Source organism: Kitasatospora viridis (assembly GCF_007829815.1).
Classification (GTDB): Bacteria; Actinomycetota; Actinomycetes; order Streptomycetales; family Streptomycetaceae; genus Kitasatospora; species Kitasatospora viridis.
Genome location: NZ_VIWT01000001.1, coordinates 5970337 through 5995017 on the forward strand (window position 1 = coordinate 5970337; position 24681 = coordinate 5995017).

The 24681-nt window shown below is 73.7% G+C and carries 27 protein-coding genes; 10 read left to right on the forward strand and 17 right to left on the reverse strand.

The features are described 5' to 3' along the window. Both FHX73_RS26605 and FHX73_RS26610 read right to left on the reverse strand, forming a co-directional pair. Complete coding sequence (locus tag FHX73_RS26605) at window positions 1-786, reverse strand: pyridoxamine 5'-phosphate oxidase family protein (protein WP_342795322.1); 786 nt, start codon at window positions 784-786, stop codon at window positions 1-3. Continuing rightward, window positions 783-2003, reverse strand: a complete 1221-nt coding sequence (locus FHX73_RS26610; RefSeq protein WP_145907822.1) for a globin domain-containing protein — start codon at window positions 2001-2003, stop codon at window positions 783-785. The genes FHX73_RS26605 and FHX73_RS26610 overlap by 4 nt, the downstream gene beginning before the upstream one ends. 366 nt (window positions 2004-2369) lie before the next feature. Between FHX73_RS26610 and FHX73_RS26615 the strand changes: the two genes are divergently transcribed. Further along, entirely contained in the window at window positions 2370-2585 is a 216-nt protein-coding gene (locus FHX73_RS26615) for a hypothetical protein (RefSeq protein WP_145907823.1), read from the forward strand. Window positions 2586-2651: 66 nt separating this feature from the next. On the opposite strand, the gene FHX73_RS26620 is transcribed toward FHX73_RS26615, so the two are convergent. Continuing rightward, entirely contained in the window at window positions 2652-3173 is a 522-nt protein-coding gene (locus FHX73_RS26620) for a mycothiol transferase (protein ID WP_145907825.1), read from the reverse strand. A gap of 208 nt (window positions 3174-3381) precedes the next feature. Here FHX73_RS26620 and FHX73_RS46445 point away from each other — a divergent pair, with 208 nt between their 5' ends. Next, entirely contained in the window at window positions 3382-5082 is a 1701-nt protein-coding gene (locus FHX73_RS46445) for an MFS transporter (protein WP_246213735.1), read from the forward strand. Next, a complete protein-coding gene (locus tag FHX73_RS46450) occupies window positions 5079-5603 on the forward strand; it encodes a MarR family winged helix-turn-helix transcriptional regulator (RefSeq protein ID WP_246213736.1) in 525 nt (174 codons plus the stop codon). The genes FHX73_RS46445 and FHX73_RS46450 overlap by 4 nt, the downstream gene beginning before the upstream one ends. On the opposite strand, the gene FHX73_RS26635 is transcribed toward FHX73_RS46450, so the two are convergent. The 5 genes from FHX73_RS26635 to FHX73_RS26655 form a co-directional block, all read right to left on the reverse strand. After that, window positions 5551-5751, reverse strand: a complete 201-nt coding sequence (locus tag FHX73_RS26635; RefSeq protein WP_145907827.1) for a hypothetical protein — start codon at window positions 5749-5751, stop codon at window positions 5551-5553. The two genes, FHX73_RS46450 and FHX73_RS26635, sit on opposite strands and share 53 nt — an antisense overlap. Window positions 5752-5807: 56 nt before the next feature. After that, window positions 5808-6830 (reverse strand): non-homologous end-joining DNA ligase, encoded by a 1023-nt coding sequence (ligD, locus tag FHX73_RS26640; RefSeq protein ID WP_145907829.1) that lies wholly within the window; start codon window positions 6828-6830, stop codon window positions 5808-5810. A gap of 68 nt (window positions 6831-6898) precedes the next feature. Beyond that, window positions 6899-7216, reverse strand: a complete 318-nt coding sequence (locus FHX73_RS26645) for a DUF1048 domain-containing protein (protein WP_145907832.1) — start codon at window positions 7214-7216, stop codon at window positions 6899-6901. Between the two features lies 1 nt (window position 7217). After that, on the reverse strand, window positions 7218-7574 hold the full coding sequence (locus tag FHX73_RS26650) for a DUF1048 domain-containing protein (protein ID WP_145907834.1): 357 nt from the start codon (window positions 7572-7574) through the stop codon (window positions 7218-7220). Further along, a complete protein-coding gene (locus tag FHX73_RS26655) occupies window positions 7571-7897 on the reverse strand; it encodes a PadR family transcriptional regulator (protein ID WP_145907836.1) in 327 nt (108 codons plus the stop codon). The genes FHX73_RS26650 and FHX73_RS26655 overlap by 4 nt, the downstream gene beginning before the upstream one ends. A gap of 242 nt (window positions 7898-8139) precedes the next feature. On the opposite strand from FHX73_RS26655, the gene FHX73_RS26660 reads away from it, so the two are divergent. The 4 genes from FHX73_RS26660 to FHX73_RS26675 all read left to right on the forward strand — a co-directional run bounded on the left by FHX73_RS26660 (window position 8140) and on the right by FHX73_RS26675 (window position 12607). Further along, on the forward strand, window positions 8140-9375 hold the full coding sequence (locus FHX73_RS26660) for a lipase family protein (protein WP_145907838.1): 1236 nt from the start codon (window positions 8140-8142) through the stop codon (window positions 9373-9375). Between the two features lie 117 nt (window positions 9376-9492). Beyond that, window positions 9493-10410 carry an AurF N-oxygenase family protein gene (locus FHX73_RS26665; RefSeq protein WP_145907840.1) on the forward strand — a complete coding sequence of 306 codons (918 nt, stop codon included), beginning with the start codon at window positions 9493-9495 and terminating at the stop codon, window positions 10408-10410. Window positions 10411-10457: 47 nt separating this feature from the next. Continuing rightward, window positions 10458-12026: an FAD-dependent oxidoreductase gene (locus tag FHX73_RS26670; protein WP_145907842.1), complete on the forward strand. Its 1569-nt coding sequence runs from the start codon at window positions 10458-10460 to the stop codon at window positions 12024-12026. 83 nt (window positions 12027-12109) lie between these two features. Next, window positions 12110-12607, forward strand: a complete 498-nt coding sequence (locus tag FHX73_RS26675; protein WP_145907844.1) for an HD domain-containing protein — start codon at window positions 12110-12112, stop codon at window positions 12605-12607. Between the two features lie 49 nt (window positions 12608-12656). Here the strand turns inward: FHX73_RS26675 and FHX73_RS26680 are convergent, their stop codons facing one another. Then, the gene (locus tag FHX73_RS26680) at window positions 12657-13970 is read right to left on the reverse strand and encodes a cytochrome P450 (RefSeq protein WP_425461452.1); all 1314 of its coding nucleotides are present in this window, start codon (window positions 13968-13970) and stop codon (window positions 12657-12659) included. 301 nt (window positions 13971-14271) lie between these two features. Here FHX73_RS26680 and FHX73_RS26685 point away from each other — a divergent pair, with 301 nt between their 5' ends. Then, window positions 14272-14631 carry a hypothetical protein gene (locus FHX73_RS26685; protein WP_145907845.1) on the forward strand — a complete coding sequence of 120 codons (360 nt, stop codon included), beginning with the start codon at window positions 14272-14274 and terminating at the stop codon, window positions 14629-14631. A gap of 46 nt (window positions 14632-14677) precedes the next feature. On the opposite strand, the gene FHX73_RS26690 is transcribed toward FHX73_RS26685, so the two are convergent. Both FHX73_RS26690 and FHX73_RS26695 read right to left on the reverse strand, forming a co-directional pair. Further along, window positions 14678-15568: a DMT family transporter gene (locus FHX73_RS26690; RefSeq protein ID WP_145907847.1), complete on the reverse strand. Its 891-nt coding sequence runs from the start codon at window positions 15566-15568 to the stop codon at window positions 14678-14680. Window positions 15569-15668: 100 nt separating this feature from the next. Next, the gene (locus FHX73_RS26695) at window positions 15669-17261 is read right to left on the reverse strand and encodes a sialidase family protein (protein WP_211786256.1); all 1593 of its coding nucleotides are present in this window, start codon (window positions 17259-17261) and stop codon (window positions 15669-15671) included. Window positions 17262-17483: 222 nt separating this feature from the next. Here FHX73_RS26695 and FHX73_RS26700 point away from each other — a divergent pair, with 222 nt between their 5' ends. Continuing rightward, window positions 17484-18017, forward strand: a complete 534-nt coding sequence (locus tag FHX73_RS26700) for a gamma carbonic anhydrase family protein (protein ID WP_145907849.1) — start codon at window positions 17484-17486, stop codon at window positions 18015-18017. Between the two features lie 18 nt (window positions 18018-18035). On the opposite strand, the gene FHX73_RS26705 is transcribed toward FHX73_RS26700, so the two are convergent. Continuing rightward, the gene (locus tag FHX73_RS26705) at window positions 18036-18299 is read right to left on the reverse strand and encodes a hypothetical protein (RefSeq protein ID WP_211786257.1); all 264 of its coding nucleotides are present in this window, start codon (window positions 18297-18299) and stop codon (window positions 18036-18038) included. 148 nt (window positions 18300-18447) lie between these two features. Between FHX73_RS26705 and FHX73_RS26710 the strand changes: the two genes are divergently transcribed. Beyond that, window positions 18448-19014 carry an isochorismatase family protein gene (locus FHX73_RS26710; RefSeq protein ID WP_145907850.1) on the forward strand — a complete coding sequence of 189 codons (567 nt, stop codon included), beginning with the start codon at window positions 18448-18450 and terminating at the stop codon, window positions 19012-19014. Between the two features lie 17 nt (window positions 19015-19031). Here the strand turns inward: FHX73_RS26710 and FHX73_RS26715 are convergent, their stop codons facing one another. From FHX73_RS26715 to FHX73_RS26735, 5 genes are all read right to left on the reverse strand, one after another. Further along, the gene (locus tag FHX73_RS26715) at window positions 19032-19787 is read right to left on the reverse strand and encodes a VOC family protein (protein ID WP_246213738.1); all 756 of its coding nucleotides are present in this window, start codon (window positions 19785-19787) and stop codon (window positions 19032-19034) included. Between the two features lie 118 nt (window positions 19788-19905). Then, the gene (locus FHX73_RS26720) at window positions 19906-21012 is read right to left on the reverse strand and encodes a saccharopine dehydrogenase NADP-binding domain-containing protein (protein WP_145907853.1); all 1107 of its coding nucleotides are present in this window, start codon (window positions 21010-21012) and stop codon (window positions 19906-19908) included. A gap of 267 nt (window positions 21013-21279) precedes the next feature. Further along, window positions 21280-23217, reverse strand: coding sequence for an eCIS core domain-containing protein (locus tag FHX73_RS45680; protein WP_425461426.1), 1938 nt, complete (start codon window positions 23215-23217; stop codon window positions 21280-21282). A 123-nt stretch (window positions 23218-23340) separates the two neighbouring features. After that, a complete protein-coding gene (locus FHX73_RS26730; RefSeq protein ID WP_145907855.1) occupies window positions 23341-23820 on the reverse strand; it encodes an SMI1/KNR4 family protein in 480 nt (159 codons plus the stop codon). A 9-nt stretch (window positions 23821-23829) separates the two neighbouring features. After that, window positions 23830-24675: an STM4011 family radical SAM protein gene (locus FHX73_RS26735; protein ID WP_145907857.1), complete on the reverse strand. Its 846-nt coding sequence runs from the start codon at window positions 24673-24675 to the stop codon at window positions 23830-23832. Between the last annotated feature and the right edge of the window lie 6 nt (window positions 24676-24681).

Below are 24681 nucleotides of genomic sequence, written 5' to 3' on the forward strand. Positions count from 1 at the left end.
TCAGACCTCGCGCCGCCGCACCCGCCGCCAGCTGTGCCGGGCGGCCTCGGCGGGCCGCCGGCCCCAGGACGGGGTCGGCGGGGTCTGCGGCGCCTGCGGCTCCACCGGAGCGGGCGCGGGCTCGAAGGGCGTGAGGTCGACCGGTGCGGGCTGCGGGACCGGCGCCCCGGTGAAGTAGTCCGGATCCTTGGGCCGTTCGCGGCGCATCCGGGTGCCCGGGGTGACCGGTTGCAGGTGCGGGATGTGCTTGGAGCAGTGGATGTAGGCCTCGTCCACCGAGAGCCGGATCCAGAACTCGGCCTTGCGGCCGGGTGCGGTCTCCAGCGGCAGCTCCGGGTAGGCGGTGCGCAGCGCGGCGTCGGGGCGCAGCTGGGCGGTGCCGTTGATGTGCAGCCCGATCCGGTCGCCGGTGAAGTCTACGAAGAGCAGCCCGAGATGGGGGTTCTCGGCGATGTTGCCGGCGCTCGCCATCACGCCGTTGCCCCGGTACTCGGGGTAGGCCAGGGTGTGCGCGTCCAGCACCTGGACGAAGCCGGGCGGGCCGGCCCGGAAGCTGGCGTCGCAGGCGCCGTGGCCGTCCGCGGTGGCCAGGAAGACCATGGTCTGCCGGGCCACGAACTCCCGCATCTGCTGGGTGAGGTAGGGCCGGACCTGGCGCTGGTAGAACTGTGCGGCGCGCTCCTCGGTGCCCAACTCCCGTTGCAGCTCGTGCTCCCCGGCCGAGCCGTGGCACATCTCGGGGGTCAGGTCGGGGCCCGGGGCGGATCCCAGCGCGGAGTTGGTCATGAGTGGTCCACCTGGTCGAGGGAGACGAACGGGTCGTGGTGCAGCCGCTCCAGCGGGATGCCGCCGCGCTGCAGCACCCGGGCGGCGGCCACCACGAGCGAGGCGGGGCCGGCCAGGTAGGCGTCGTGCTCGGGCCACGGGCCGTGCTGGGCCATGGTGTTGAGCAGCTGGGCGCCGCTGCCGGTGGTGAGCTCGTCGGCCACCGTGGCGCGCACCGCCAGCCAGCCGTGCCGGCGGGCCAGTTGGTGCAGGTCGTCCAGGCTGTAGAGCTCCTCCAGGGTGCGGGCGCCCACGTAGAGGTCGATCGGGCGGCGGGTGCCGTCCAGCACCGCCTGCTCGATCAGCGCCCGGGCGGTGGCCAGGCCGGTGCCGCCGGCCACGCAGACCACCGGGCGCGGCGAGTGCGGGTCCAGCGCGAGGTCGCCGAGCGGTGGGCCGAGGGTGACGACGTCGCCGGTCTCGGCCTGCCGGACCAGGGCGTTGCTGACCCGGCCGCCGGTGACGGCGCGGACCAGGAAGGTGATGCTGTTGTCCCGGCGGGCCGCGTGCGCGGGGGAGTAGTAGCGCCAGGTGCGGGGCCACCAGGGGGTGGTCATGCTGACGAACTGGCCGCCTCGGTAGGGGTAGGCCTGGTCCGGCTGGACGGTGATCTCGGCCAGGTTGTGGGCGCGGCGGCGGTGGCCGGTGATCTGCGCCTGCCAGACGGCCGGGCGGTGCTTGGCGTCCTCGATCGCGGCCTGGTCCATGGCCTGGGCGGCCACGTTGTAGGCGGTGGTCCAGGCCTCGGCGGTCTCCAGGGTCCAAGCCGGGCCGGCGAAGTGCGCCAGGGTGGCCAGCAGGCACTCGCCCACCGCGCCGTAGTGCGCCGTCACCGTGCCGAACTTGCGGTGGTCGCGGCCGAGGTCGGAGCAGAACCGGGCGAGGTTGTCCGGGTCGTCCACCAGGTCCACGATCATCAGCAGGGCGCGCAGCAGGCGGTCCTGCTGGACTTCCATCCGGATCGGGAAGAGCTCGCGGACCTGTGGGTGGCGTTCGAAGAGCAGGGTGTAGAAGAACCGCGGCAGGTCGGCCGCGCAGGGTTCCACGGCGGCCACCGTGGCGCGCACCAGTTCGATCTGGCGCTTCGTCACCAAGGGTTCCGGTGCGGCGTGCTGCGCGGGCTGGGGGCGGGTCGCCAGGGCGAGACCGCCGGTCGGACGGGTGGCACGGAACTTCACGGTGAGGTTCTCCTGACCAGATCGTCACCCCCCGTGAACTGCCGGTCTGCGGCATGAACCCGACAGATTCTGCCGACCTCACCCGGTCAGGCCAAGTGCCTTGCTGTGAAACGTGTGTGAGTGTGGATTTCTGGCGCGATGGCGATCGAACTGATAGTGGCTGGTGACTCATCGAACAGTGTCGAACGCGAAGGGTGAAGGCAGGTTCCGCCGAGAATCGGGCGGTGAGCCGGGGATCGTGTGAACGAATCATGGAAAGCGACGGTCGGTGTCGCTCCGACTGCGCTGCGCAGCGGCGGAACTGGTGAGGCTTTGGTGTTGCAGATGTGGACGTGACCCGGGACCGTCTCGCGCGTTGGAACGGGTATGAAGAAGCGCAGCATGCTCGCCATCACCTCGCTCGCCGTCGGATTCGCCGCCTCGCTGGCCGCGCCCAGCGCGCACGCCGCCGATGCGGTGGGCGACGGCACCACCCCCAACCTCGCGGGCAACCACACCCTGTTGGACCCGCTGCTCGGCAACCACCAGCACCAGCCGACCACCACCGGCACCGGCGACCTGCTCCCGCTCGGCGGTCAGTGAGCCGAACGACCGTGCCGTGCGGGGGCAGTGGCCAGGCCGGCCCCCGCACGGCACGCTCCGGGCCGCTCAGCCCCGGCGCCGCCGCACGGCGCCGCGCACCAGCGCGGCCTGGCCGACGTGCTGGAGGTCGTCCGCCAAGGTGCTGACCAGCCGCACCGCCAGCGTGACCGGCGGGTCCCACCCCTCGTCCACGATCCGGTCGAACTCGCCCTGCTTCAGGGCGGCCAGGTAGTCCACGCTCTGCCGGTGCACCGCCTCGTGGTAGCCGGCCAGCAGCTCCGCCGGGGCGGAGAAGGCGCCGACCTGGGCGCTGCTCGCGCCGTAGCCGCTGGCGTCCGGCGGGTAGGGCAGGGCGAACCGCGCCTGCCACTCCTGGGCCTGCCAGACCTCGGGCAGCTCCGCGAGGTCCGCGACCTGGAGGTCCTGGACCCGGGTCAGGTGCCAGACCAGCCAGCCGATCGGATTGGTGTGCCCGTCGGCGCCGCGCCAGTCGAGTTCCTCCTGGCTCAGCCCCGCCAGCGTCTCGGCGACCGCCTCCCGGACCCGCTCGAAGCCGTCGATCAGCAGTTTCGCGCTCGTCGCCGTCATGGCGTCAGCCTCCTTGTCCTCGGGTGCTGCGCCCAGCCTCCCCGCCGGGGCGCGCGCGGGGGCGGACGCCGCCCGGCGGTGGCGGCCACCGCTCACCCGGACGGCGGCGGGTCGCCACCCCCGCGACACCGGACACACCTTGTCCGGCGGTCGGCGCTGTCCTAGGTTCTTCGCTTAGTTGACGTCAGCTAAGCATCCCGGGAGCGGCATGACCACCAGCAACGCGACGACCAGAACCGGCGGGGTGCTCGACGCCGAGCACCCGCGCTACAAGTGGATCGCGCTCTCGAACACCACGCTCGGCATGCTGATCGCCACCATCAACTCCTCGATCGTGCTGATCTCGCTGCCGGCGATCTTCAACGGCATCCGGCTGGACCCGCTGCAGCCCGGCAACGTCAGCTACCTGCTCTGGATGCTGATGGGCTACATGCTGGTCACCGCCGTGCTGGTGGTCACCCTCGGGCGGCTCGGCGACATCTGGGGGCGGGTGCGGATCTACAACGCCGGCTTCCTGGTCTTCACCGTCACCTCGGTGATCCTCTCGCTCGACCCGCTGCACGGCGGTGGCGGGGCGCTCTGGCTGATCGGCTGGCGGGTGGTGCAGGCGGTCGGCGGCGCGATGCTGATGGCCAACTCGGCGGCGATCATCACCGACGCCTTCCCGGCGAGCCGGCGCGGCATGGCACTGGGCGTCAACATGGTCGCGGCGATCGCCGGTTCGTTCGTCGGCCTGGTGCTCGGCGGGGTGCTGGCCGAGTGGAACTGGCGGTCGATCTTCTGGGTCAACGTGCCGATCGGCGTCGTCGGCACCCTGTGGGCCTACCGCTCGCTGAAGGAGACCGGCAGCCGGCGTCCCGGCCGGATCGACTGGTGGGGCAACATCACCTTCGCCGTCGGCCTCACCGCGCTGCTGGCCGGCATCACCTACGGCATCCAGCCCTACGGCGGCCACAGCCAGGGCTGGACCAACCCCTGGGTGCTCGCCGGACTGCTCGGCGGTGCGGCGGTGCTCGCGGTGTTCTGCGTGATCGAGGCCAAGGTCGCCGAGCCGATGTTCCCGCTGCGGCTGTTCCGCAACACCGTCTTCACCGGCAACAACCTGGCCACGCTGCTCGGTTCGGTGGCCCGCGGCGGCCTCCAGTTCATGCTGATCATCTGGCTGCAGGGCATCTGGCTGCCGCAGCACGGCTACGACTACGCGGACACCCCGCTCTGGGCGGGCATCTACCTGCTGCCGCTGACCATCGGCTTCCTGGCCGCCGGCCCGCTGGCCGGCTACCTCTCCGACCGGTTCGGCGCCCGGCTGTTCGCGGCCGGCGGGCTGGTGGTGATGGCGCTCTCCTTCGCCGGACTGCTCCTGCTGCCCACCGACTTCGGCTACCCGGCCTTCGCGCTGCTGGTGCTGCTGAACGGGCTGGGCGGCGGGCTGTTCTCGGCGCCCAACACCGCGCTGATCATGGGCAGCGCGCCGGCCGCCGACCGGGGCGCGGCCTCCGGCATGCGGGCCACCTTCATGAACGCGGGGATGGTGCTGTCGATCGGGATCTTCTTCTCGCTGATGGTGGCGGGCCTGTCCGGCTCGCTGCCGCACACCCTGGAGGCCGGGCTCACCGCCCAGCAGGTGCCGCCCGGCGACGCCCACGCGATCTCCCAAGTGCCGCCGGTGGGCATGCTGTTCGCCGCCTTCCTGGGCTACAACCCGGTGCACCAGCTGCTCGGCGACAAGGTGCTGAACCAGCTGCCGGCGCAGAACGCGCAGACCCTGACGGGCCGTGAGTTCTTCCCGCACCTGATCGCGGGGCCGTTCCACGACGGGCTGATGGTGGTCTTCGGCCTCGCCATCGCGATGTCGCTGGTGGCGGCGGTGTGCTGCCTGCCGCGCGGCCGGGCGGAGCGGAAGGGGTGAGCGGGCCGGTGCCGGGCGAGGGCTTCGACGCGCGGGAGGTGGCCCGGCTGCGGCTCGCGGTGGCCCGGCTCTACCGTCGCCTGTCCCAGGGCGCGGCGGGGGCCGAGCTGACCACCGCGCAGCTCTCCGCGCTGGCCCGGATCGAGCAGCACGGGCCGGTGCGGGTAGGCGAGTTGGCCGTGCTGGAGGAGGTCGCCGCGCCGACCATGACCCGCACCCTGGCCCCGCTGCTCGCCCAGGAGCTGGCCGAGCGGCTGGCCGATCCGAGCGACGGGCGCTCCAGCCTGGTGCGACTGAGCCGGGCCGGCACGGAGTTGCTGGCCCAGGTGCGGCGCGAGCGGTCCTCGGTGCTGGCCCGCCGGATCGCCACCCTCGACCCGGCCGACCAGGCGGTGCTGCTGGCGGCGGTGCCGGTGCTGGAGCGCCTGGTCGGCCCGGAGAGCTGCGGCCCTACTGGCCCTACTGGCCCTACTGGCCGAGCAGGTGCGCGAAGTCCTGGCCGAGCAGGGAGACCTTGGTGAGGTCGCCGAGGTCGGTGACCGCGCCGACCGGAATCGTGTAGAGGTGCTCCTGCTTGCTCGGGGCCGGGTAGTTGGTGGCGGAAGCGGTGCCGGCCCCGGCCAGCAGCAGGGTGGTGGCGCAGAGCGCGAGGGTGGTGAAGCGACGCACGGGAACCTCCGGGTAGCGGTGTGGCGCCCGGTGCAACGGGTGCCCGGGCGCGCCGGTCACGCGGTGTCACCCGGGCGGCCCTGCTCCCGGACCACCTCGGTGGGCGGGCGGTCGTCCCGCACCCCCAGGTAGCGCGGGTGGCGGAGCAGGCCGGCCGCAGTCCACTCGCCGAAACCGACCTGCACCACCAGCAGCGGCCTGACCCAGTGCGCACCGCGCTCGCGCGGCGCCGGGTCGAACGGCGGGTCGGGCCGGCCGGTGGCGTCCAGGAAGCCGCGCAGGGCGTGCAGGGTCTGGGTGTCGAAGCCGGTGCCGACCTTGCCCGCGTACCGCAGCCGGCCCTCCTCGTAGTAGCCGACCAGCAGCGCGCCGAAGCCCGAACGGCTCGCGCCGGCCGGGTCGGTGAAGCCGCCGACCACGAACTCCTGGGCGTTCAGGCACTTGAGCTTGAGCCAGTCGTCGCCGCGCCCCGGCCGGTACGGGCTCTCGGCGCGCTTGGCGATCAGGCCCTCCCAGCCCCGGGCGCAGGCCTCGGCCAGCAACTGCTCGGCCTCGCCGGTGCGGTGCGGGGTGAAGCGCAGCGGCTCGGTGAACTCGACCGCCCGCCGCAGCAGCGCCTTGCGGGCGCGCAGCGGGAGCGGGCGCACGTCCTGGCCGTCCAGCCAGAGCAGGTCGAAGAGGTGCAGCACCACCGGGACGCCGGTGCGGGCGATCGCCCGGACCTCGGTCAGGCCCATCCGCCGTTGGAGCAGGCCGAAGTCGGTGCGGTCGCCGCGCATCGCGGTGATCTCGCCGTCCACCGCGAACGCCGGCGCCGGCTGGGTGCGCAGCGCGGCGGCGAGCTCGGGGTAGGAGGCGTCCAGCGGTTTGCCGGTGCGCGAGCGCAGCCGAACCCGCCCGCCCTCGCGCAGGGCGAGCACCCGGATCCCGTCGAGCTTGCGTTCGAAGACCCAGTCGTCGGCGAAGGCGCGCCGGGCGGTGGGCTTGGCGAGCATCGGCTGACACTGCGTCAGTTCGGCTGCGTCGAGCGGGCGCAGTCGGGCGCGGAGCGGGTCGGGGAGCAGGTCGAGCGCGGGCATCGCAGCACGAGGCTAGCGCCGGGCGGGGCGGCGGTGCGGGAGGCGGCTGCTGACGGCGCGTCAGCGCGTCAGTCCACCGGGTCGGCTCGGCCGGCCTCCTGGTAGGCGTCCGCGTAGGTGGGGGAGTCCTTGATCAGGCCGTCGCAGAACGCGGCGACGTCGGTGCCGATCAGCTCCAGCACCCCCTTGCCGGTCGTGACGCCCTCCTCGAAGAAGTCGACGATCCCGGGGAGCAGCGGGCCCTCGGCCAGGTCGACCGGGCCGACCTTGAACAGGTACCGCTGCATCTCCTGGTAGACGATCCGGTAGTCCGGCGGGAGCGCCTTGACCCGGGCCTGGTGGGCCCGCCAGTGCTTCTTGCCCTCGATGATGTCCTGGATGCTCACGTCAGCCTCCCAGCCTGCTCAGTTTCCTGGCCACGTTCCTGTTCAACTGCTCGCGCCACCGGTCGCGGTAGGTGCGGGCCCCGGCGCCGCCCAGCAGCCCCGTGCAGAAGCCCTGGACGTCGTCGCCGAGCACCTCCTGGGCGCTCTCCCCGGCCGCCGCCGTCTCCTCCAGCAGCCCGAGGGCGGCGTCGAGGATCGGGGTCAGGTTGCGGCCGGTGAGGTCGGCGTGCGGGTGCAGGTGGCCCTTGATCTGCTCCCAGGCCGCCCGGTGGTCGGCGGGCAGGGCCGCGGCCCGGGTGTCGAACGCCTTCCACTCCCTGCTGATGTCATTGCCGGTGATGCGTTCCCAGAAGTTCATCTCCCGCCCTCCTTGAGGCTGTTGATGCGCGTTGAGACGTACTGCCACTTCGCCCAGAACCTGGCGAGTTCCTCGCGCCCGGCGTCGTTGAGCGCGTAGAACTTGCGCGGCGGACCGACCCCGGACGGTCGCTTCGCCACCTGCACGAGTCGGTTCCGCTCCAGTCGCAGCAGGATGGTGTACACCGTCCCCTCGACGACGTCGGCGAAGCCGAGCTCGTTCAGCCGGCGGGTGATGGCGTACCCGTAGGTCTCCTCGCGGTCGATGATTTCGAGCACGCAGCCTTCGAGCGTGCCCTTCAGCATCTCCGTCAGGTCGTCCATCGCGGGTCCTCCTCGCCCCTCAGTACTGCGTAGCACCGAGTACCAGTACACAGTAGCACCGAGTACCGGAGCGCGACACCCCCGGCGGTGCGGCCCGGCCCGGGCCTGGCTGCTGTCACCCGCATGACGGACGCCACCGTGATCAACCCGTCGGTGACTCGTTCGTCAGCACGGCCGGTCCGCGCCCGCGGCATGCCCGCCGCCGCCTGAATGCCCGCCTCTCCACCACTCGGAGGTCACCCGTGTCCAGACGCCCCCTCAGCTCTGCCACCGTGCTCGCGGCCACGCTCGCCACCTGCGGCGTGCTACTGCTGCCGGCCGGCACCGCGGGTGCGGCCGCCCGCGCCGCCGTGCCCGCGCCCGGCTCGGTGCCGCCCGACCAGGACCCGTTCTACGCCGCCCCGGCGGACATCGCCGACTACCGGCCCGGCCAGGTGGTGGCCTCCCGGCCGGTGCCGAACCCGACCCTCGACTGGATCCCGATGCCGGTCGACGTCTGGCAGCTCTCCTACCGCAGCAACGACAGCAACGACCAACCCGAACTGGCCGTCACCTCACTGGTGGTGCCGAAGCGCGCCTGGACCGGCGCGGGCGCGCGCCCGGTGGTCTCGCTGCAGTCGCCCGAGGACAGCCTGGGCACCCAGTGCGCGCCCTCCTACCTGCTGGCCGGCGGGCAGGACAACCAGGACGCCGCGCTCGGCGTCGAACTGCTGGCCGCCAACTGGGCGGTGGCGATCCCGGACCACGAGGGCCCGAAGTCGGTCTTCCTGGCCGGCCCGCAGGAGGGCCACGCGGTGCTGGACGGCATCCGGGCCGTGCGCGACTTCGGCGCGGACGGCATCGGCAAGGCCAACCCGTGGGCGCTGAGCGGCTATTCGGGCGGCGCCAACGCCACCGGCTGGGCCGCCCAGCTGCAGCCGGGCTACGCCCCCGACGTGCCGCTGGTCGGCGCGGCGATCGGCGGCACGCCCGCCGCCCCGAGGGCGGTGGCGAAGTACATCGACGGCACCTCGTTCGCCGGCTTCGAGTTCGCCGCCGCCTACGGCGTGGCCACCGAGTGGCCCGGATCCGGCATCACCTCGCTGCTCAACCCCCGTGGGCAGCAGGACTTCGCGGGGCTGCGCGGGCAGTGCGAGTCGGCGATCCTGAGCAGTTTCGCGTTCCGCCGGCTGAACGAGGACACCACGGTCCCCGACCCGTTCGGCGTGCCGAGCGTGGCGGCGGTGCTCCAGCAGGACACCCTCGGGGCGCAGCCGCCGGTGGTGCCGGTCTACGACTACCACGCGGACACCGACGAGATCGTGCCGGTCGGCCAGGACGACCAGCTGGTCTCCGACTGGTGCGCCAAGGGCGCCACCGTGCAGTCGGTGCGCGACCTGCTCGGCGAGCACGTGGAGGAGGCGGCGGTCCGCGAGACAGCGGTCTCGGTCTACCTGGGGGACCGGTTCGCCGGCCGGCCCGCGCCCAGCTCCTGCTGAGCCCGGCCGGCTCCTGTTGAGTCCTCGCGGAACCCGGTCGTCCAGGGGTCTGGTCGAGCCCCGGGTCTTATTGTAACTTGTGTCAATAAGGCGGTCAGGGCACCGGAGGGCAGAGGCATGACGGACACCGGAACGGCGACGACCCGACGCGGACACACGACGGCCGACGAGGACGTCTCCCAGCGGCTGCTCGACTCGGCCGCCCAGCTCTCCTACGACCCGAACGTCGAGGTGGACTGGGCGGCCCCGCTCGACCCGGCGCACTACGGCCTCAACCCGGAGTGGAGCACCCTCTACGGCACCCGGCTCTGGCGCGAGATGTCGGAGCACCAGCGGGTCGTGCTGACCCGGCACGAGGTCGGCTCGATCATGAGCACCGGCATCTGGTTCGAGATGATCCTCCAGCAACTGGTGCTGCGCGACCAGTACTTGAAGAACCACGGCAACGCCGAGTTCCGGTTCGCGCTCACCGAGATCGCCGACGAGTGCCGGCACTCGATCATGTTCGCCCGGGCCTGCGAGAAGATGGGCGTGCCGCACTACCGGCCCACCCGCCCGGTCGCCGAGGCCGCGCGCGCCTTCAAGACCCTGGCCACCGGCGAACTCGCCTACGGCGGGATCCTGGTGGCCGAAGAGGTGCTGGACGTGATGCAGCGCGACTGGATGCGCGGCGAGGAGGTGCTGCCGATCATCCGGGCCACCTCGCGGATCCACGTGGTCGAGGAGTCCCGGCACATGAAGTTCGCCCGCCAGGAGATCCGCGAACGGCTGCGCGGCGCCGGCCCCGTGCGCCGGCACAACAGCGCCTTCGGCACCGCGGTGGCTGCCGCCGTGATCCTCACCAGCATGGTCAACAAGCGGGTGTACGCCGCCGTCGGGCTGAACGTCGAGCGGGCGCTGGCCGAGGTGCGGGCCAGCGAGCACCGCAAGGCGATGATGCGCACCAGCTCGGCGCACCTGATCCACTTCCTCGGCGAGGCGGGCCTGCTGAACCGCCCTGCGGTGCGCATCTACCAGAGCCTGCACATGATCTGACGGACCTTCAGACCACTTTCCACCGAAGACCGAGGACCGGTGCGCCCATGGCCTACGCGATCACCCAGACCTGCTGCACCGACGCCACCTGCGTCTCGGTCTGCCCGGTCAACTGCATCCACCCCACCCCCGAGGAACCCGGCTTCGGCGCCGCCGAGTTGCTGCACATCGACCCGGTCGCCTGCATCGACTGCGGGGCCTGCGCCGACGCCTGCCCGGTCGACGCGATCTTCCCGGTGGACCGGCTGGCCGGCTCGCTGGCCCCCTACGGCGAGCTCAACCGGCGCTACTACGAGGAGAACCCGACCGACCACCAGTGGGGCCGGCCGAGCTTCCCGACCAGCCTGCCGGACGGCTTCGGCACCCTGCGGGTGGCCGTGGTCGGCACCGGTCCGGCCGCCGCCTACACCGCCCAGCAACTGCTGCGCACCGCCGGCGCCGAGGTGGTGATGATCGACCGGCTGCCCGTCGCGGGCGGCCTGCTGCGGCACGGCGTCGCCCCCGACCACCAGTCGACCAAGCGGATCGCCGAGGGCTTCGCCCAGCTCTACCGGCACCCCCGGCTGCGGATGCACCTGAACGTGGAGATCGGCCGGGACCTCACGCACGCCGAACTGGCCGCCCACCACCACGCGGTGGTCTACGCGACCGGCGCGGCCGGCGAGCGGCGGCTCGGCGTGCCCGGCGAGCAGCTGCCCGGCGTGCTGGGCGCGGGCCGGGCGGTCGGCTGGTACAACGCCGACCCGACGGTGCCGGCCGACGCGGTCGAACTCGACGGCGTGCGGCGGGCGGTGGTGATCGGCAACGGCAACGTGGCGCTGGACGTGGCGCGGATCCTGCTCGCCGACCCCGAGGAGCTCGGCGGCACCGACATCGCCGACCACGCGCTGGCGGCGCTGCGCTGCAGCGGCCTGCGCGAGGTGGTGCTGCTGGGGCGGCGCGGGCCCGGCGAGGCGGCGTACACCCGCCCCGAGTTCCTGGCGCTGCGTCAACTCCCGGGCGTATCCGTGGTGCTGGACGCCGACTCGGTGCCCGACGGCGGTGGCAAGGCCGAGCTGCTGGACGGCCTGCCGGTCGAGCGGGTGGACTGGAGCCAGCCGCCGCCGCAGGGCCGCCGGATCGTGCTCGCCTTCGAGCGCGAGGCGGCCGAGTTCACCGGCACCGAGCGGGTCGAGGCCGTCCGGCTGGCCGGCGGGGAGCTCATCCCGGCCGGCCTGGTGGTGCGGGCCGCCGGCTTCCAGCGGCAGCCGGTCCCGGACCTGCCGTTCGACCCGGCCGGCGCCGCGGTGCCGCACCAGGGCGGCCGGGTGGCCCCCGGCACCTACCTGGCCGGCTGGGTCAAGCGCGGCCCGACCGGCGGCATCGGGGCCAACCGGGCCTGCGCCGAGGAGACGGTGGCGGCGCTGCTCGCCGACGCGGCCGCCGGCCTGCTGACCGCGCCGCCCGGCGAGCCGGCCGAGTTCGACCGCCTGGTGCGCCGGCGCTGCCCCGGCGCCACCGGACTGCGCGAACTGCGGGCGATCGACCGGGCGGAGCGGGCGCTCGGCGCGGCCGGCGGCCGGCCCCGGGTGAAACTGGCCACGGTGCCCGAACTGCTCGCGGTGGGACGGCGCTGATCGGGGTGGGGGAGGCTGATCGGGGTAGGGAGCAGAGGGCCTAGAGTCGGAGGGCCGGGACAACCTACGCGGGGGGACGCCGCATGCCACTGACTGTCGCCGAGGTGGACGCCCTCGCCGAGCGGGCGCACGCCGGGCAGCTGGACAAGGTCGGGGTGCCGTACATCGAGCACGTCCGGGCCGTCGCGCACGCCCTGGAGCCGTTCGGCCCGTACGCCCAGATGGCCGGGCTGCTGCACGACGTCATCGAGGACACCGACTGGACGGCCGACCGCCTGCGCGCGGCCGGCGTCCCCGCCGTGGTGGTGGACACCGTGGTCGCCGTCACCAAGCAACCCGGGGTGGCCTACGAGGAGATGATCCGCGCCATCGCCGGCAAGCCCCGGGCCACCCTGGTGAAGATCGCCGACAACGCCCACAACTCGCTCGCCTCGCGCGCCGCCGCCCTCCCCGAGGCCGACCGGGCCAGGATGGCCGCCAAGTACCGGGCCGCCCGCGAACTGCTCTGGCCGGCGGCCCCGCAGGTGGACGTGGCGACCATCGTGGGGCGGGTGAACCCGGAGCTGCTGGCGGAGCTCTGAGCCGACCGCGCGGGGGCGCCGCCGCCGGTGCCCCCGCGCGGTGCCCCGGTCAGGCCGGCGGCCGAACCGCCGTCAGCGAGGCGAGGATCGGGCCGTCCGGCCGGATCGTGATGGAGTACGCGGTGCCCTCCGGCGCCGACTCCAGGTCCACGGTGAAGGCCGGCAGCACCTCCTCCAGCAGCGCGACCGCCTCGCGCAGCGCGAACTGGACCCCCAGGCAGGCGCGCGGGCCGATGCCGAACGGGAGGTAGGCGCCGGTCTCGGTGGGCCGGCCGCCGGGCCGGGTGAACCGGGTCGGGTCGAACCGCTCGGGGTCGGGCCAGAGTTCGGGCGTGCGGTGGGTCAGGTACGGGCAGACCAGCAGGTCGGTGTCCGGCTCGACGGTGTGGCCGGCCAGGTCCTCGTCACCCTGCGCCGTGTAGCGGGGCAGGATCCAGGCCGCGGGGTAGAGCCGCAGCGCCTCGTGCACCAGGGCCTGCACCGCCTCCCGCCGCTCCGCCGAGCCGGCCGGGCCGGCCGCCAGCGCCCAGTCCCGCGCCTCGGGGTGACGATCCAGCAGCAGGTAGAGCCAGCTCAGCGTGGTCGCGGTGGTCTCGTGGCCGGCCAGCAGCAGGGTGACCAGCTCGTCGCGGATCAGCGAGTCGGTGTACTCGGGCCGCTCGGCCGAGGCCTCGACCAGCACCGCGAGCAGCCCGGGCCCGTCGGGGCCGGACTCGCCCCGGCGGGCCACCGCGATCGCCCGGTGGGCCACCGCGTCGATCCGGGCCAGGTAGGCGGCGACGGCCTCGTGCGCCTGGTGCGAGTCGTCCGGCAGCTGCGGCAGCGCGGCGACCACCTCGCCGACCATCTCCAGCTCGGCCTCGGTCCGCCCGTCCAGCGGCTCGCCGGTGAGGGCCCGCCAGATCGCGTCCAGCGCGAAGTGGCGCATCTCCACCTGGAGGTCGACGGTGCGCCCGGTCCGGGCGTACTCGGCCCAGCGCTCGCCGGCCCGGCGGGCCGCGGCGGTGATCCGCTGCTCGTAGCGGCGCATCCCGGTGCTGGTGAACTGCGACTGGAGCAGGCGGCGCTGGCTCTTCCAGGCCTCGCCGGTGGCGGAGAGCACGCCGTCGCCGACCAGCACCCGGGCGCGGTGCGAGCGCTTGACGTAGCGGTCCGGCTGCTGGGCGAGCACGTGCTGCACCGCGGCCGGCGCCGTCACCAGCACGGTGGGGCGGGGGCCGAGGCGCACCGCCGCCACGCCGCCCAGGGTGGCCCGGGCCAGGCCCAGCAGGTCCACCAGCTGTCCGCCCTCGCTCTTCCAGCGGGCCACGGCGGCGGGGTCCAGCTCGGGCACGGGGTTGCTCGGCGGGGCGCTGGCTTCGATGGCCACGGTCGGTGCTCCTGTTTCGGCCGCTGGGCGCGGGATTGACGGTCCGTCGGTACCTCGGACATCACGGACTGTACGCGGTGCGACCGCCCGGGTGACAGTCCGCCGGGTGACGGTTCGACGAGTGAGGTCCGACGGGGGCCGGTCGGCCGGGTGACGGTCCGACGGGTGACAGTCCGACGGGTCGTCGGCCGACGGCGGAGAGTGACGTGGGTCGCATCCGGCACTGAGTGCCTTGTCAGCTGGCACTGGGTGCCATATGGTCCTCGCACGCTGGCCGCATTGGAGGGATCGACCCGTGAACCAGACGCTCGCCGCCGCCCCCGCCGAGGCGGAAACGGTGCTCCGCTACCGCCAGTGCCGGTGGTGCAGTTCGCCCACCGAGCACTTCCGGCTGCTCTGCCCGGTCTGCGGTTCCACCGACATGGTGGAGCAGTCCAGTGCGGGCTTCGGCGTGGTCCGCCGGGTCGGCGCGGTGGTCCGCTCCGAGGTCCTGGAGCACCGGATCCGGCAGAGCTGCGCGATCACCCTGGACGAGGGACTGACCATCCCCGCCGTGGTCACCGCCAGCCGCTACGAGGTCGTCCCGATCGGCACCCGGGTCAGGCTGCACGCCGCGAGCGGCGAGCAGGAGACCGCCGAGTTCCGCCTCGCCTGAGCCCGCAGCCCGCTCGACACGACCCCCGACACGACCCCGGCGGCGGTCAGACCGCCGCCGGGACGTCCGTCCTGGGACGGTCGTCCGGTCTAGGGGCCAGGCCGTCGGCCAAGGGGGACCGGGACAGGCCGATGCAGCCGGCCAGCACCAGTGCGAGGGCGGCGAGTTGCGGCACCAGCCACCAGCCGGTGCGCAGGCTCTCGGAGAACAGCGTGACGCCGTAACAGGTGCTGATCAGCGCGTCGCCGATGCTGAGCATCGGCTGCGAGGCGGCCAGCGAGCCGGCCTGCAGGGCGTTCTGCAGCACGAAGAGCGAACCGGCGCCGATCGCCGCGGTGGCGTAGAGCTGCCAGCCGGTGAAGAAGGCGCCGACGCCGTGGTCCAGCCTGGCCATCGCGTCCTTCATGGTGGCGGCGGTCAGCGCGTAGCCGCAGGCGGCGGCCAGGCCGAGCGTCGCGGCCCGGGCGTTGCCCCGCACCCGCAGGCCGACGGCGAGCAGCGCCGCCAGGAACAGGCCGGTCACCAGCAGCGCCTCCGGCCAGAAGCCGGTGGTGACGGAGGCGTCGCCGCCGCTCGGCGCGGCCGCGAGCAGGAAGAGCGACAGCCCGCCCGCCACCGCCGCCACCGCGAGCCAGACCGAGCGCGGGAACGAGCCGTGGAACAGCAGGCCGCCGAGCAGCAGCGTGAAGGGCAGCTCGATCACGAAGATCGGCTGCACGATCGCGATCGGACCGGTGGCCAGCGCCACCGCCTGGCAGACCGCGGCCACCGCGCTCATCGCGATGCCGCCGATCCAGATCCCCTTGCGCAGCAGGTCGCGCAGGAGCGAGAGGCGCAGCGCGTCCTCCTCCGGCGCATCGGCGGCGGCCCGGCGTTGCAGCACCGAGGCGGTGCCGTTGCTCAGGGCGGTCAGCACGGCGAACAGGATCGAGATCATCTCACCATCATCCGTCGTCGCGGTGCGTGCTGCCGCCCGATTTCGGGGGTTGCGCGCCGCGCCGCCCCGGACATCCGGGGCGGCGCGGCGGCAGGCTCGGTCAGCGCAGCGGTCGGCCGGGCGTGCCGCTCGTGCTGCTCGTGCCGTGCGGGCCGGCGGGCGCGGGCCGACCGGTGGCCGGGGCGAGCGTCGCCGGGGTGGAACGCAGGGAGCGCGGGTCGAACAGGCCGGTGTAGACGTCGGTGGAGTCCTGCGGGTCGTCGTTGGCCGTCACCAGCACCGGGCGGACCCGCGGGCCGTCGGTGATCAGGCTCTGGTAGTCGCCGAGGAAGTGGCCGCCCGCGTTCGGCGCCTGCAACCAGTCGAAGACCGGCGAGATCTGCCGCTCCACCGCCGCGTCCTCGCGGCCGCGCGGGAAGCTGAGCAGCCACGCCGCGCCGGGCAGCGTGGTGGTGTCGGTGGGGGTGAGGTAGCGCAGGTCGTAGTAGCTGATCGAGACCGTGCCCTGCCGGTCCACCGCGATCGAGGGGGTGAAGGCCGGCGCGTTCGGCGCCTGGTTGACCCGCACCGGGCCGCTCCAGCTGTGCCCGCCGTCGGTCGAGTGCACCAGCTCGATCGAGTCGAACTGCCCGGCGCTGAAGTCCGAGCCCTCGTAGGCGAGGTAGAGCTCGCCGGTGGCCGGGTCGATGGCTGCGCTGGGCAGGCCGGCGCCGGCCCGCAGCGCCTTGTCCGGGTCGGCGGGCGCGTTCGGGTCCACCTCGTTGACGGCGGTGTCCGCGACGATGGTGGTCGGCGCGGTCCAACTGCGCCCCTGGTCCGTCGAGCTGACGAAGGCGAAGTGGGTCTCGGCGACGGTGTTCCCGGTGGCGTCGGTGTAGGTGAGCCACTGGAAGAAGTCGTAGAGCGTGTCGGTGCGCGGGTCCACCACGATCACGTTGCCGATGGTCTGGGTGTTCGGCACGCCGGAGGTGTCCACGAACGGGTGGGCCGGTCCCCAGGTCCGGCCGCCGTCCCGGGTGACGGAGAGGTAGCTCGGGCCGTTGTAGCGGGCGGGGCTGGTGGTCTGGTCGAGCCGGTCCCAGACCTGGTAGGCGGTGCCGGCGTGCACCGGGTCGGCGGTGACGGAGTTCTTGTCGTCGCCGAACGCCGGATCGGTGTCCCGGATCAGCTGGGTGACGTGCTGCCAGGTCCGCCCGCCGTCGTAGGAGGTGGCCGCCGCCACGCCGTTGTTCGCGTCGGTGGCGTCGAAGACCAGGGCGCTGCTGTAGGCGGTGCCGTCCGGGCCGAAGCTGACCCAGCCGTCCGAGGCCCGCTGGTAGGGCAGGCCGCCGGGTGCGCAGTGGGTGAACGGCAGCGGCGTCTGGACGAAGTCCCGGCCGTTCGTGGTGTAGCTCGAACTCAGGCCCCGGGCGCCGCCGTTGGACCAGCGGTCCTGCTGGTAGACGGTGATCGCGCGGTGCGGGTCGCGCGGGTCGGCGGCCGCGTACGGTTCGGCCTCGGCGGACGGGGAGCTGACGCCCGGCCCGTCGCCGCTCAGGTCGCACGAGGCGTACGGGTCGCCGGGCGAGATCAGCTGGAGCGGGCCGGTCGCGGTGGCGCCCTGGGCGGGCGCGCCGGTCACGGCCGCGGTGAGCGCGAGCGCCACCGTCGCGGTGGCCAGGGCGGCCCGGCGGTGGACCTTGCTGCGGTGCATCGAAACCCCCAGTGAGACGTCGGCTCGGTTGTGCCGGTGGTACCGGTGGTGCCGTGGTGCCGTGGGTCAGAGCAGGGTGGTGCTGACCGTGCGTCAGATGCGGGGGGAGTCTAGCGAGCCGCCGTCCATCCGGGCAGGGGGTGCGCGGAGCACGGCTCCCGGTGCCGGAACGGGCGCCGGGTAGGGTGGCCGCGACCTAGCGGCGAGCGGAGGGACGGCGGGATGGCAGGGGCACTGATCAGCGGGGTCGGCGGGCGCGAGCCCGAGGTGGCGCCGAGCGCCTTCGTGGCGCCGACCGCCGTGGTGCTGGGCGCGGTGCGGCTCGGCGAGCGGGCCAGCGTCTGGTACCAGGCGGTGCTGCGCGGGGACGCTGAAGAGATTTCGATCGGTGCCGGCTCGAACGTTCAGGACAACTGCACGGTCCACGCCGACCCCGGGTTCCCCTGCCGGGTCGGCGAGCGGGTCACGGTGGGCCACAACGCCGTGCTGCACGGCTGCCTGATCGAGGACGACGTGCTGGTCGGCATGGGCGCCCGGGTGCTCAACGGCGCCCGGATCGGCGCCGGCTCGCTGATCGCCGCCGGCGCGGTCGTCACGCCGGGCACCGAGGTCCCGCCCGGCTCACTGGTCGCCGGCGTGCCGGCCAAGGTGCGGCGCCCCCTGGAGCCCGCCGAACTGGACGCGATCAAGCTGAACGCGGACGGCTACCTCGCCCTCGCCGACCTGCACGCGGCGGTGGACTGGGACGCCGTCTGAGGCGGGACTGAGGCGGATTCACTCCCGCGCGGTGTCGCACTTGCGCGCCAGCTCGGCCCGCCAGGCGGCCGCGTTGCTGCCGTCGAGCTGGCCGGCGAACGCCCGGTAGGCGGCCGCCACCAGCTCGTCGTGCCGCTCGGGCGGGGCGCCGACGATCGCCCAGAGCGCCTCGTCCGTGCGGTCGTCCAGACCGGTCTCGGTGCGCAGCCCCTCGCCGGCCAGCACCGACTCCAGCTGGTGGTGGAAGTTCCTGCGCAACTGCCCGGCCCGGTCGCGGTTCACGGTGGGAGAAACGCGGCTGACCGGGCCGGCGGTTCCGTCGTACGCTGACGCGGTTCGACGGCCCGTCACCTGACGACCAGCCACCTGACGACCGGCCACCTGATGGCACGCCGGCTGGCGATGCGCCGGCTCACGACGGAGGAGACCGATGACCACCCTGCCGAACCGCACCGCCACCGCCGTCCTCGTGGTCGACGCGCAGAACGCCGCGCTGCGGGACACCCACCGCCGCGCCGAGGTGGTGGCCGCGATCGGCCGGCTGGCCGACCGGGCCCGCGCGGCCGGCGCACCCGTGGTCTGGGTGCGGCACGGCGACGAGCAGATGCCGGTCGGCAGCGAGGCCTGGCAGATCGTCCCCGAGCTGGCCCCGGCACCCGGCGAGCCGCTGGTCGGCAAGGGCTGGGCCGACTCCTTCGAGGCGAGCAGCCTGGAGGAGGAGCTGGCCGCCCGCGCGGTCGGCCGCCTGCTGGTCGCCGGCGCCCAGACCGACGTCTGCATCCGGTCCACCCTGCACGGCGCCCTGGTCCGCGGCTACGACACCGTCCTGGTCAGCGACGCCCACACCTGCTCCGACGAGACCGCACTGGGTGCCCCCGCCCCGGAGCTGGTGATCGCGCACACCAACCTCTACTGGTCCGGCCAGCACGCCCCGGGCCGCCAGGGCGGCACGGTGACGGCGGACCGGGCCGGCTTCGGGGCCGTGCCGGCACCCTGACCGCTGTCCGGAACCGGCTACCGGGGCGCGAACGCTCCGAAGACCGCGCCCTGCGGGTCGCGCAGGACGGCCAGCCGGGGGCCGTTCTCCATCTCCACGTCGAGCGGGCCGTGCAGCACCTCGCCGCCGAGCTCGCGGACCTTGCCGGCGGTCGCGTCCACGTCGGCGACCCGGAAGAACGAGGTGAAGTGCGCGGGCACCTCCGGCGGGAAGTTGTCGCCCATGTCCATCACGCCGCCGAACATCCGGTCCGCCAGGCCGACCATCGGGTAGATGTCGTTCGGCCAGACCTGCCAGCCGAAGACCGACTGGTAGAAGGTGAGCGCGCCCGGCACGTCCCGGGTCGACAAGTCGATCCAGCCGAAGCTGTTCGGCTCGTCCAGCACGCCGAACCCGGCGAACTGCCTGGCCTGCCAGATGGCGACCGGCGCCCCCGTCGGGTCGCTCAGCAGCGCCCAGCGCCCCAGCGGCCCGACGTCCATCGGACCCATCCAGACCTGCGCGCCCGCGTCCTTCGCCCGGCTCGCCGCCGCGTCCGCGTCGGTGACCGAGAGCGAGGTCAGCCACATCACCGGCTGCTGGGGGTTCATCAGCGGAGCGACGGCGGCGGTCGCCGCCCCGTCGAGGGTGAAGGTGGTGTACCCGCCGTACTGCGGGTCCGGGTCGGTCGTGGCCTGCCAGCCGAACAGCCCCCCGTAGAACGCCTTCGACGCCTCCAGGTCGGGGGAGCTCAACTGCGCCCAGCAGGGGGAGCCGGGGAGGATCTCGGTCACCTTCAACGCACTGCCTCTCGACGACGGGTTCGGGGCCCAGCGCCCCATTGAAGCGCCGGCCGACGGCAGCGCCGGGAGGCGCCACCGGCCGGTGACGGCCTTTCACCCCCTTGCCGGGTCAGACCTGTTCGACCAGCCCCACGCCCGCGCAGCCCTGGCGGAGCGGCTCCAGGCCGAAGGCCTCGATGGGTCCGACGACGCCGGCCCGCCGACCGCCGCCCCGCGCGAGCTCCTCGGCGGCCCAGGCCAGCAGCTCGGCGGTCAGGTCGTAGATGCTCGGGCCCTCCAGGTGCACCTCGGCGAGCGGGCGGCCGCCGGCCGAGGCGACGGCGACGACGTGGCTGCGGGTGCGGCCGCGCTCGGCGGCGTCCGGGTCGGGCGGCCCGCCGATCGGACGGTTGCTCAGCGCGCCGATCAGGCGGCGGCCGCGGTGGAACCGGGTGAGGCACTCCGCGGTCGCCGACAGCATGTTGGTCGGGTGGCTGAGCTCCGGGAACCAGCCGTTGTAGACGGTGACCTCGTCGAGCGAGGGGATGTCCGCGGGCAGGAAGACCACCTCGGTGCCGGAGACCAGCACCGCGTTGCGCCGCCGGCCGCCGACGGTGAACGCGCGCACGGCGGAGGCGGTGCGCTGCTCGACCAGCCGGTGCCCGTGCCAGCGCGGCGACGGCAGCGTCAGGCCGGCGCGCATCGTGCTCCGCGTCCCCCGGCTCAGCCCGCGCCGCAGCGAGCCGGTGGCGAAGTAGCCGATGTCGAGCGCGCGGACGGCCTCACCACCCTGGACGGCGGCCAGCGCCCCGGCGAGGTTCCCGGGCACGAAGTCGTAGGCGAACGCGGGCACCAGCACCGCCCCGCTCTCGCGGGCCGGCCCGTCCAGCCGGTGGTGCAGCGCCCGCACGAAGCCGATCTCACCGGTGGAGTCGAGGTAGTGCGCGCCGCTCTCGGCGGCGGCCCGGGCGACCGGGTAGCCGAGCAGCTCGAACGGGCCGACGGTGCTGACCAGGACGTCGCCGGGCCGCAGCAGCCTCCGCAGCGGCCCGGGCTCGGCGGCGTCGGCGGCGTCGACCACGGCGAATTCGAGCCCGTCGGCCCCCTCGGCCAGCCCGGCCAGCGCGGCGCCGTCCCGCCCGGCCACCGTCGGCCGCAGGCCGCGGCGCAGCATCGCGCCGAGGACGAGGCCGCCGGTGTAACCGGTGGCGCCGAGCAGGACGATTCGGCCGCTCATCAGGGGTCTCCTTGGGGCGCTGGGAGCATCGCTGCTGGCAGTCAAGCCGATCGCTGACGGTGTGTGGGCGGGACTCGCCGGGGGCGGTGTCGTGGGCGCGCCGTAGGGTCGCGGCCATGACCACCCTGATGATCGACGCCGGCCCGACCCCGGCCGACGCCCTGGTGACCCGGACCGGCGGACTCCCGCCGGCCCGGAGCACGGCGAGGCCCGCGCGGGCGCCGCGTTCGTGTGGCAGCGACGGACCGTCAGCGGGCGAATCGCGGGTCAGCCGGTGGGCAGTGAGTCCAGGACGTTCTTGAACCTGGACTTCAGGCCGCTGCGCAAGACCACGAACTCGGACTCGGTCATGGTGCCGCGCTTCGCGTCCATGATGTGCCGGTGGACGTTCACCCGCTGACCGCCGATGTCTCCGGCCTTGACGAGGGAGATGTCATAGCTGATCCAGTCGGCCTGGAGCAGGTTGGGCAGGGCGACGTTGGCGCGTTGGCGGACGGACTCGTCCGGAGCCTGCTGCATCAGCGCCTGGACCTCCAGCCGGATGTCGAGGCCGCGCCCCTTGACCGTGGGAATGAGCTCCCGCAGGGCGGTCTCCAGGGCCAGCTGCTCGGTGTTCACCGCGTTGGTCCCGATGACGAGGTTCTCGGGGCTGCTGGGGCCGCCGTCCCCGTCACCGACCAGGTGGCACCACTCGTACTTGGCGAGCTGCCCGACGGATCCGCCGTTCCCCGGGCCCATCCACTCGTGCGCCTGGGTGTTGCCCATGGCCGAGGCGGTGTTGCGCTGGCCGTCACGCCGGTCGACCTGCGGCCGTTCGGACAGGCCCCGGTACCCGCGCATCTCGGTGCCGCCTGCCACCTGCGCGTCGAACTGCGCCGCGGTCGCGAAGCGCCGGCCGTCGTGCAGGAACCGCGAGTCCCGGCGCCCGGCGGGGACGTAGAAGATGATCGGGTGGGGCTGGGACGCGTCGGCCGGGAGCTGGGTGAGGTTCTGCGCTGCGACGTCGTTCGGTCCCACGAAGCCTTCCGGGTCCAGTCCGTAGGTCTCGACGGCCGCGTCCTTGCCCACCCCGGAGGCCGGATGGACACCCCACCGGTCGCCGAAGGCGTACGTGCGCCCGCCGGACCTCCCGGCCGATCCGCGCGGCGACCGACGGGTGATCCGGAACGGGGCGTCGAGGTTGATCCGGGTCGGATTCGCCGCGTTCTGCGGGTCGTTGATGAGCTCGATCGTGTAGACGAAGAACGAGGACTGGTAGTTGAGGCACCAGTTCGTCTGGACCGTGGCGCGCCGGCCCGCGGCCTCGCGCGGCGCGGTGAACGAAGCGTTGACGCGCAGCAGGTCGACGTCGGTCGGGTGTTGCGGTACCAGGTGCGCCACCGCCGGCTGCTGGGGAAGCGATCCGTCGGGTCCGAAGGTCTCCGCCGGGACGTAGAACCCGGTCAGGAGCTCGATCTGGTCCTTCTGCGCGTTCTGTGACTGGGCGTCGGCCGCAACCGCCGGCATCCGCTGGATCGCGCCGCTCCCGCCCGGTCGCGTGCTCAGCGCCGCCTCGTCGGTGGCGCGCTGGACGGGGGCGGCGCTCATGACGCGCGTCGCGTTGGCCTCCGCCTCCCGCTCGAAGCGGTCCGAGGGGTCGGAGACGCGCAGGCCGGCGCCGTTGTCCGTGCCGGCGACCGGCCCGCGGCGCTGCTGGATGACGTGGGTGAGCTCGTGGGCCAGGGTGTGCTTGTCGCCGCCGCCCTCGCCGAGGACGACGTGGTTGCCGGAGGTGTAGGCGCGGGCGCCGACCTCGGCGGCGGAGGCCTTGGCCGCGGAGTCGTCGTGGATGCGCACGTCGGAGAAGTCCGCGCCGAACCGGCTCTCCATGTCGGCGCGGGCCGCTCCGTCGAGCGGCCGGCCGCCGCTGCTGAGGACGCTGTGCACGGCGGAGCGCTGCACCGTGGGCGCGGGGCGTTCGGGCTGCTGGTGGCCGCAGCCGGCGCCGTGCTGGTGGGGGCCCGCCGGGAGGTCCGCCTGACGCAGCAGCTGGACGACGGCGGCGTTGCCGGCGGACGACTGGAGGGCGGCGATCCGCTGAGGCGTCATCAGCCCCGGTGCGGGGGCGGTCAGGGCCGTGTTCGGGCCGGCCACGGTCGGGCTGGTGCTGCGTCGGTCGGCTTCCTGGCCCTGGCCGTGGTTGTGGCCGTGGTCGTGCATGGACATGGAGGTGCCTTCCGAACTTCCGAACGCAGATCTACTCGCCGGTAATGAATACCCCGGTGCGGGCCCCGGCGACAGGTCCGCGAGGGCAGTCATGAGGGCAGACCTGAGCCGGAATGGCGCAGCTCAGGGGCGGGCCGACAGGTCGTCAGGGGCCGTCAGCCCGGCGAGGAAGGAGCCGAAGTCCGGGGCGAGCGCCAGCTCCCTGCCGAACTCGGCGTCGAACCAGGTCACCGACGGCTCGGCGTGCCGGCCCCCGGCCCGGTAGTCGAGGGCGATCCACTGGTGGCCGTCGCCCGAGAGCAGCACCAGCTCGGCCGGCAGCTCCCACTCCCTGGTCAGGTAGGGGCTGTCGAGGAGGGAGAGCACCCGGTTGCGGTCGCCGATGCCCATCAGGTGGTCGAACGGGACGTGGTCGGCGGCCCAGGAGGTGGGCCGGCTGGTGGGGAAGGCGCTCCGGGCGGCCGCGATCGGGCCGCCGTTGCGGGTGCGGAGCAGGTCGAGCAGGGCGGCGGGGAGGGTGACGTCCAGGTCCTCCTCGGCCTCGGTGATCGCCTCCTCGGTGAGCGGCGGTTGGACTCCGTAGTCGCTGGTGGTGTCCCACATGACGGGGCGTCACCATCCTTCCGGGATGCGTTCGAGGATGCCCTGGACGAACACGTCGTACAGCGGCAGGGTTTCCAGGTGGACGTAGCCGATGTGGCAGTCGCACACGGCCAGCGGGCAGGGGCGGGGCGTCAACGCCGCGCGGTACGAGCCGTCGTAGAGGTTGCCGAGCGGCGCGCGAACGAAGTGGCAGCGCTGGACGGTGCCTTCGCCGTCCACCGAGATCACCGAGGAGCCGGTGCGGCAGGGGTGGCCGCCGCTCGGGTGCGGGTGGCGGCTGTAGTGGAAGAGCGGGTCGAGGGCGCTCCAGTCGGCGGCTTCGGCGTCGGTGTAGGTGCGGCCCTCGGCGGCGTTGATCCACAGGTAGCGGTCCGCCGGCAGCTCGGCGCGCAACCGGCGGGCGGCGTCCAGGTGTTCGGGCTGGCCGACGACCCCGACGCTGTACCGCACGCCCAGCGCGGTCAGCTCGCGGCACTTGCCGAGGAAGCGCTCGTGGCTCACCTGGCCCGGGTGGTAGGTGGTCCACAGCGCGACGGTGTCCGGGTCGGCCTCGGCCAACCAGCCCGTGCGGCAGCTCAGGTTGGTCTGGATCGCCACCCGCCGGACCTGCGGCAGGTGGCTGAGCCGGACCATGGTGTCCCGGTACCAGGAGCGGACCAGGCCTTCGCCCCAGGGGGTGAGCAGGATCGACAGGCGGTCCTCGGTGTTGGCGGCGACCCAGTCCGCGAAGCGCGCCAACGCCGCCCGGTCGGCGCGCAGTTGCTCGGTCGAGTCGCGCCGCTTGGCGAACGGGCAGTACGGGCAGTCGTAGTCGCAGGAGGCCAGCGGGCCGCGGTAGAGGATGCTGAGGTCCACGGCGCG

What these genes read in the sequence shown, in the direction of transcription:
- FHX73_RS26605 (WP_342795322.1), bottom strand. Translation starts at nt 786, where the DNA reads ATGACCAACTCCGCGCTGGGATCCGCCCCGGGCCCCGACCTGACCCCC.
- FHX73_RS26615 (WP_145907823.1), top strand. Translation starts at nt 2,370, where the DNA reads ATGAAGAAGCGCAGCATGCTCGCCATCACCTCGCTCGCCGTCGGATTC.
- FHX73_RS26620 (WP_145907825.1), bottom strand. Translation starts at nt 3,173, where the DNA reads ATGACGGCGACGAGCGCGAAACTGCTGATCGACGGCTTCGAGCGGGTC.
- FHX73_RS46445 (WP_246213735.1), top strand. Translation starts at nt 3,382, where the DNA reads ATGACCACCAGCAACGCGACGACCAGAACCGGCGGGGTGCTCGACGCC.
- ligD (WP_145907829.1), bottom strand. Translation starts at nt 6,830, where the DNA reads ATGCCCGCGCTCGACCTGCTCCCCGACCCGCTCCGCGCCCGACTGCGC.
- FHX73_RS26650 (WP_145907834.1), bottom strand. Translation starts at nt 7,574, where the DNA reads ATGAACTTCTGGGAACGCATCACCGGCAATGACATCAGCAGGGAGTGG.
- FHX73_RS26655 (WP_145907836.1), bottom strand. Translation starts at nt 7,897, where the DNA reads ATGGACGACCTGACGGAGATGCTGAAGGGCACGCTCGAAGGCTGCGTG.
- FHX73_RS26665 (WP_145907840.1), top strand. Translation starts at nt 9,493, where the DNA reads ATGACGGACACCGGAACGGCGACGACCCGACGCGGACACACGACGGCC.
- FHX73_RS26670 (WP_145907842.1), top strand. Translation starts at nt 10,458, where the DNA reads ATGGCCTACGCGATCACCCAGACCTGCTGCACCGACGCCACCTGCGTC.
- FHX73_RS26675 (WP_145907844.1), top strand. Translation starts at nt 12,110, where the DNA reads ATGCCACTGACTGTCGCCGAGGTGGACGCCCTCGCCGAGCGGGCGCAC.
- FHX73_RS26690 (WP_145907847.1), bottom strand. Translation starts at nt 15,568, where the DNA reads ATGATCTCGATCCTGTTCGCCGTGCTGACCGCCCTGAGCAACGGCACC.
- FHX73_RS26695 (WP_211786256.1), bottom strand. Translation starts at nt 17,261, where the DNA reads ATGCACCGCAGCAAGGTCCACCGCCGGGCCGCCCTGGCCACCGCGACG.
- FHX73_RS26700 (WP_145907849.1), top strand. Translation starts at nt 17,484, where the DNA reads ATGGCAGGGGCACTGATCAGCGGGGTCGGCGGGCGCGAGCCCGAGGTG.
- FHX73_RS26710 (WP_145907850.1), top strand. Translation starts at nt 18,448, where the DNA reads ATGACCACCCTGCCGAACCGCACCGCCACCGCCGTCCTCGTGGTCGAC.
- FHX73_RS26720 (WP_145907853.1), bottom strand. Translation starts at nt 21,012, where the DNA reads ATGAGCGGCCGAATCGTCCTGCTCGGCGCCACCGGTTACACCGGCGGC.
- FHX73_RS45680 (WP_425461426.1), bottom strand. Translation starts at nt 23,217, where the DNA reads ATGTCCATGCACGACCACGGCCACAACCACGGCCAGGGCCAGGAAGCC.
- FHX73_RS26730 (WP_145907855.1), bottom strand. Translation starts at nt 23,820, where the DNA reads ATGTGGGACACCACCAGCGACTACGGAGTCCAACCGCCGCTCACCGAG.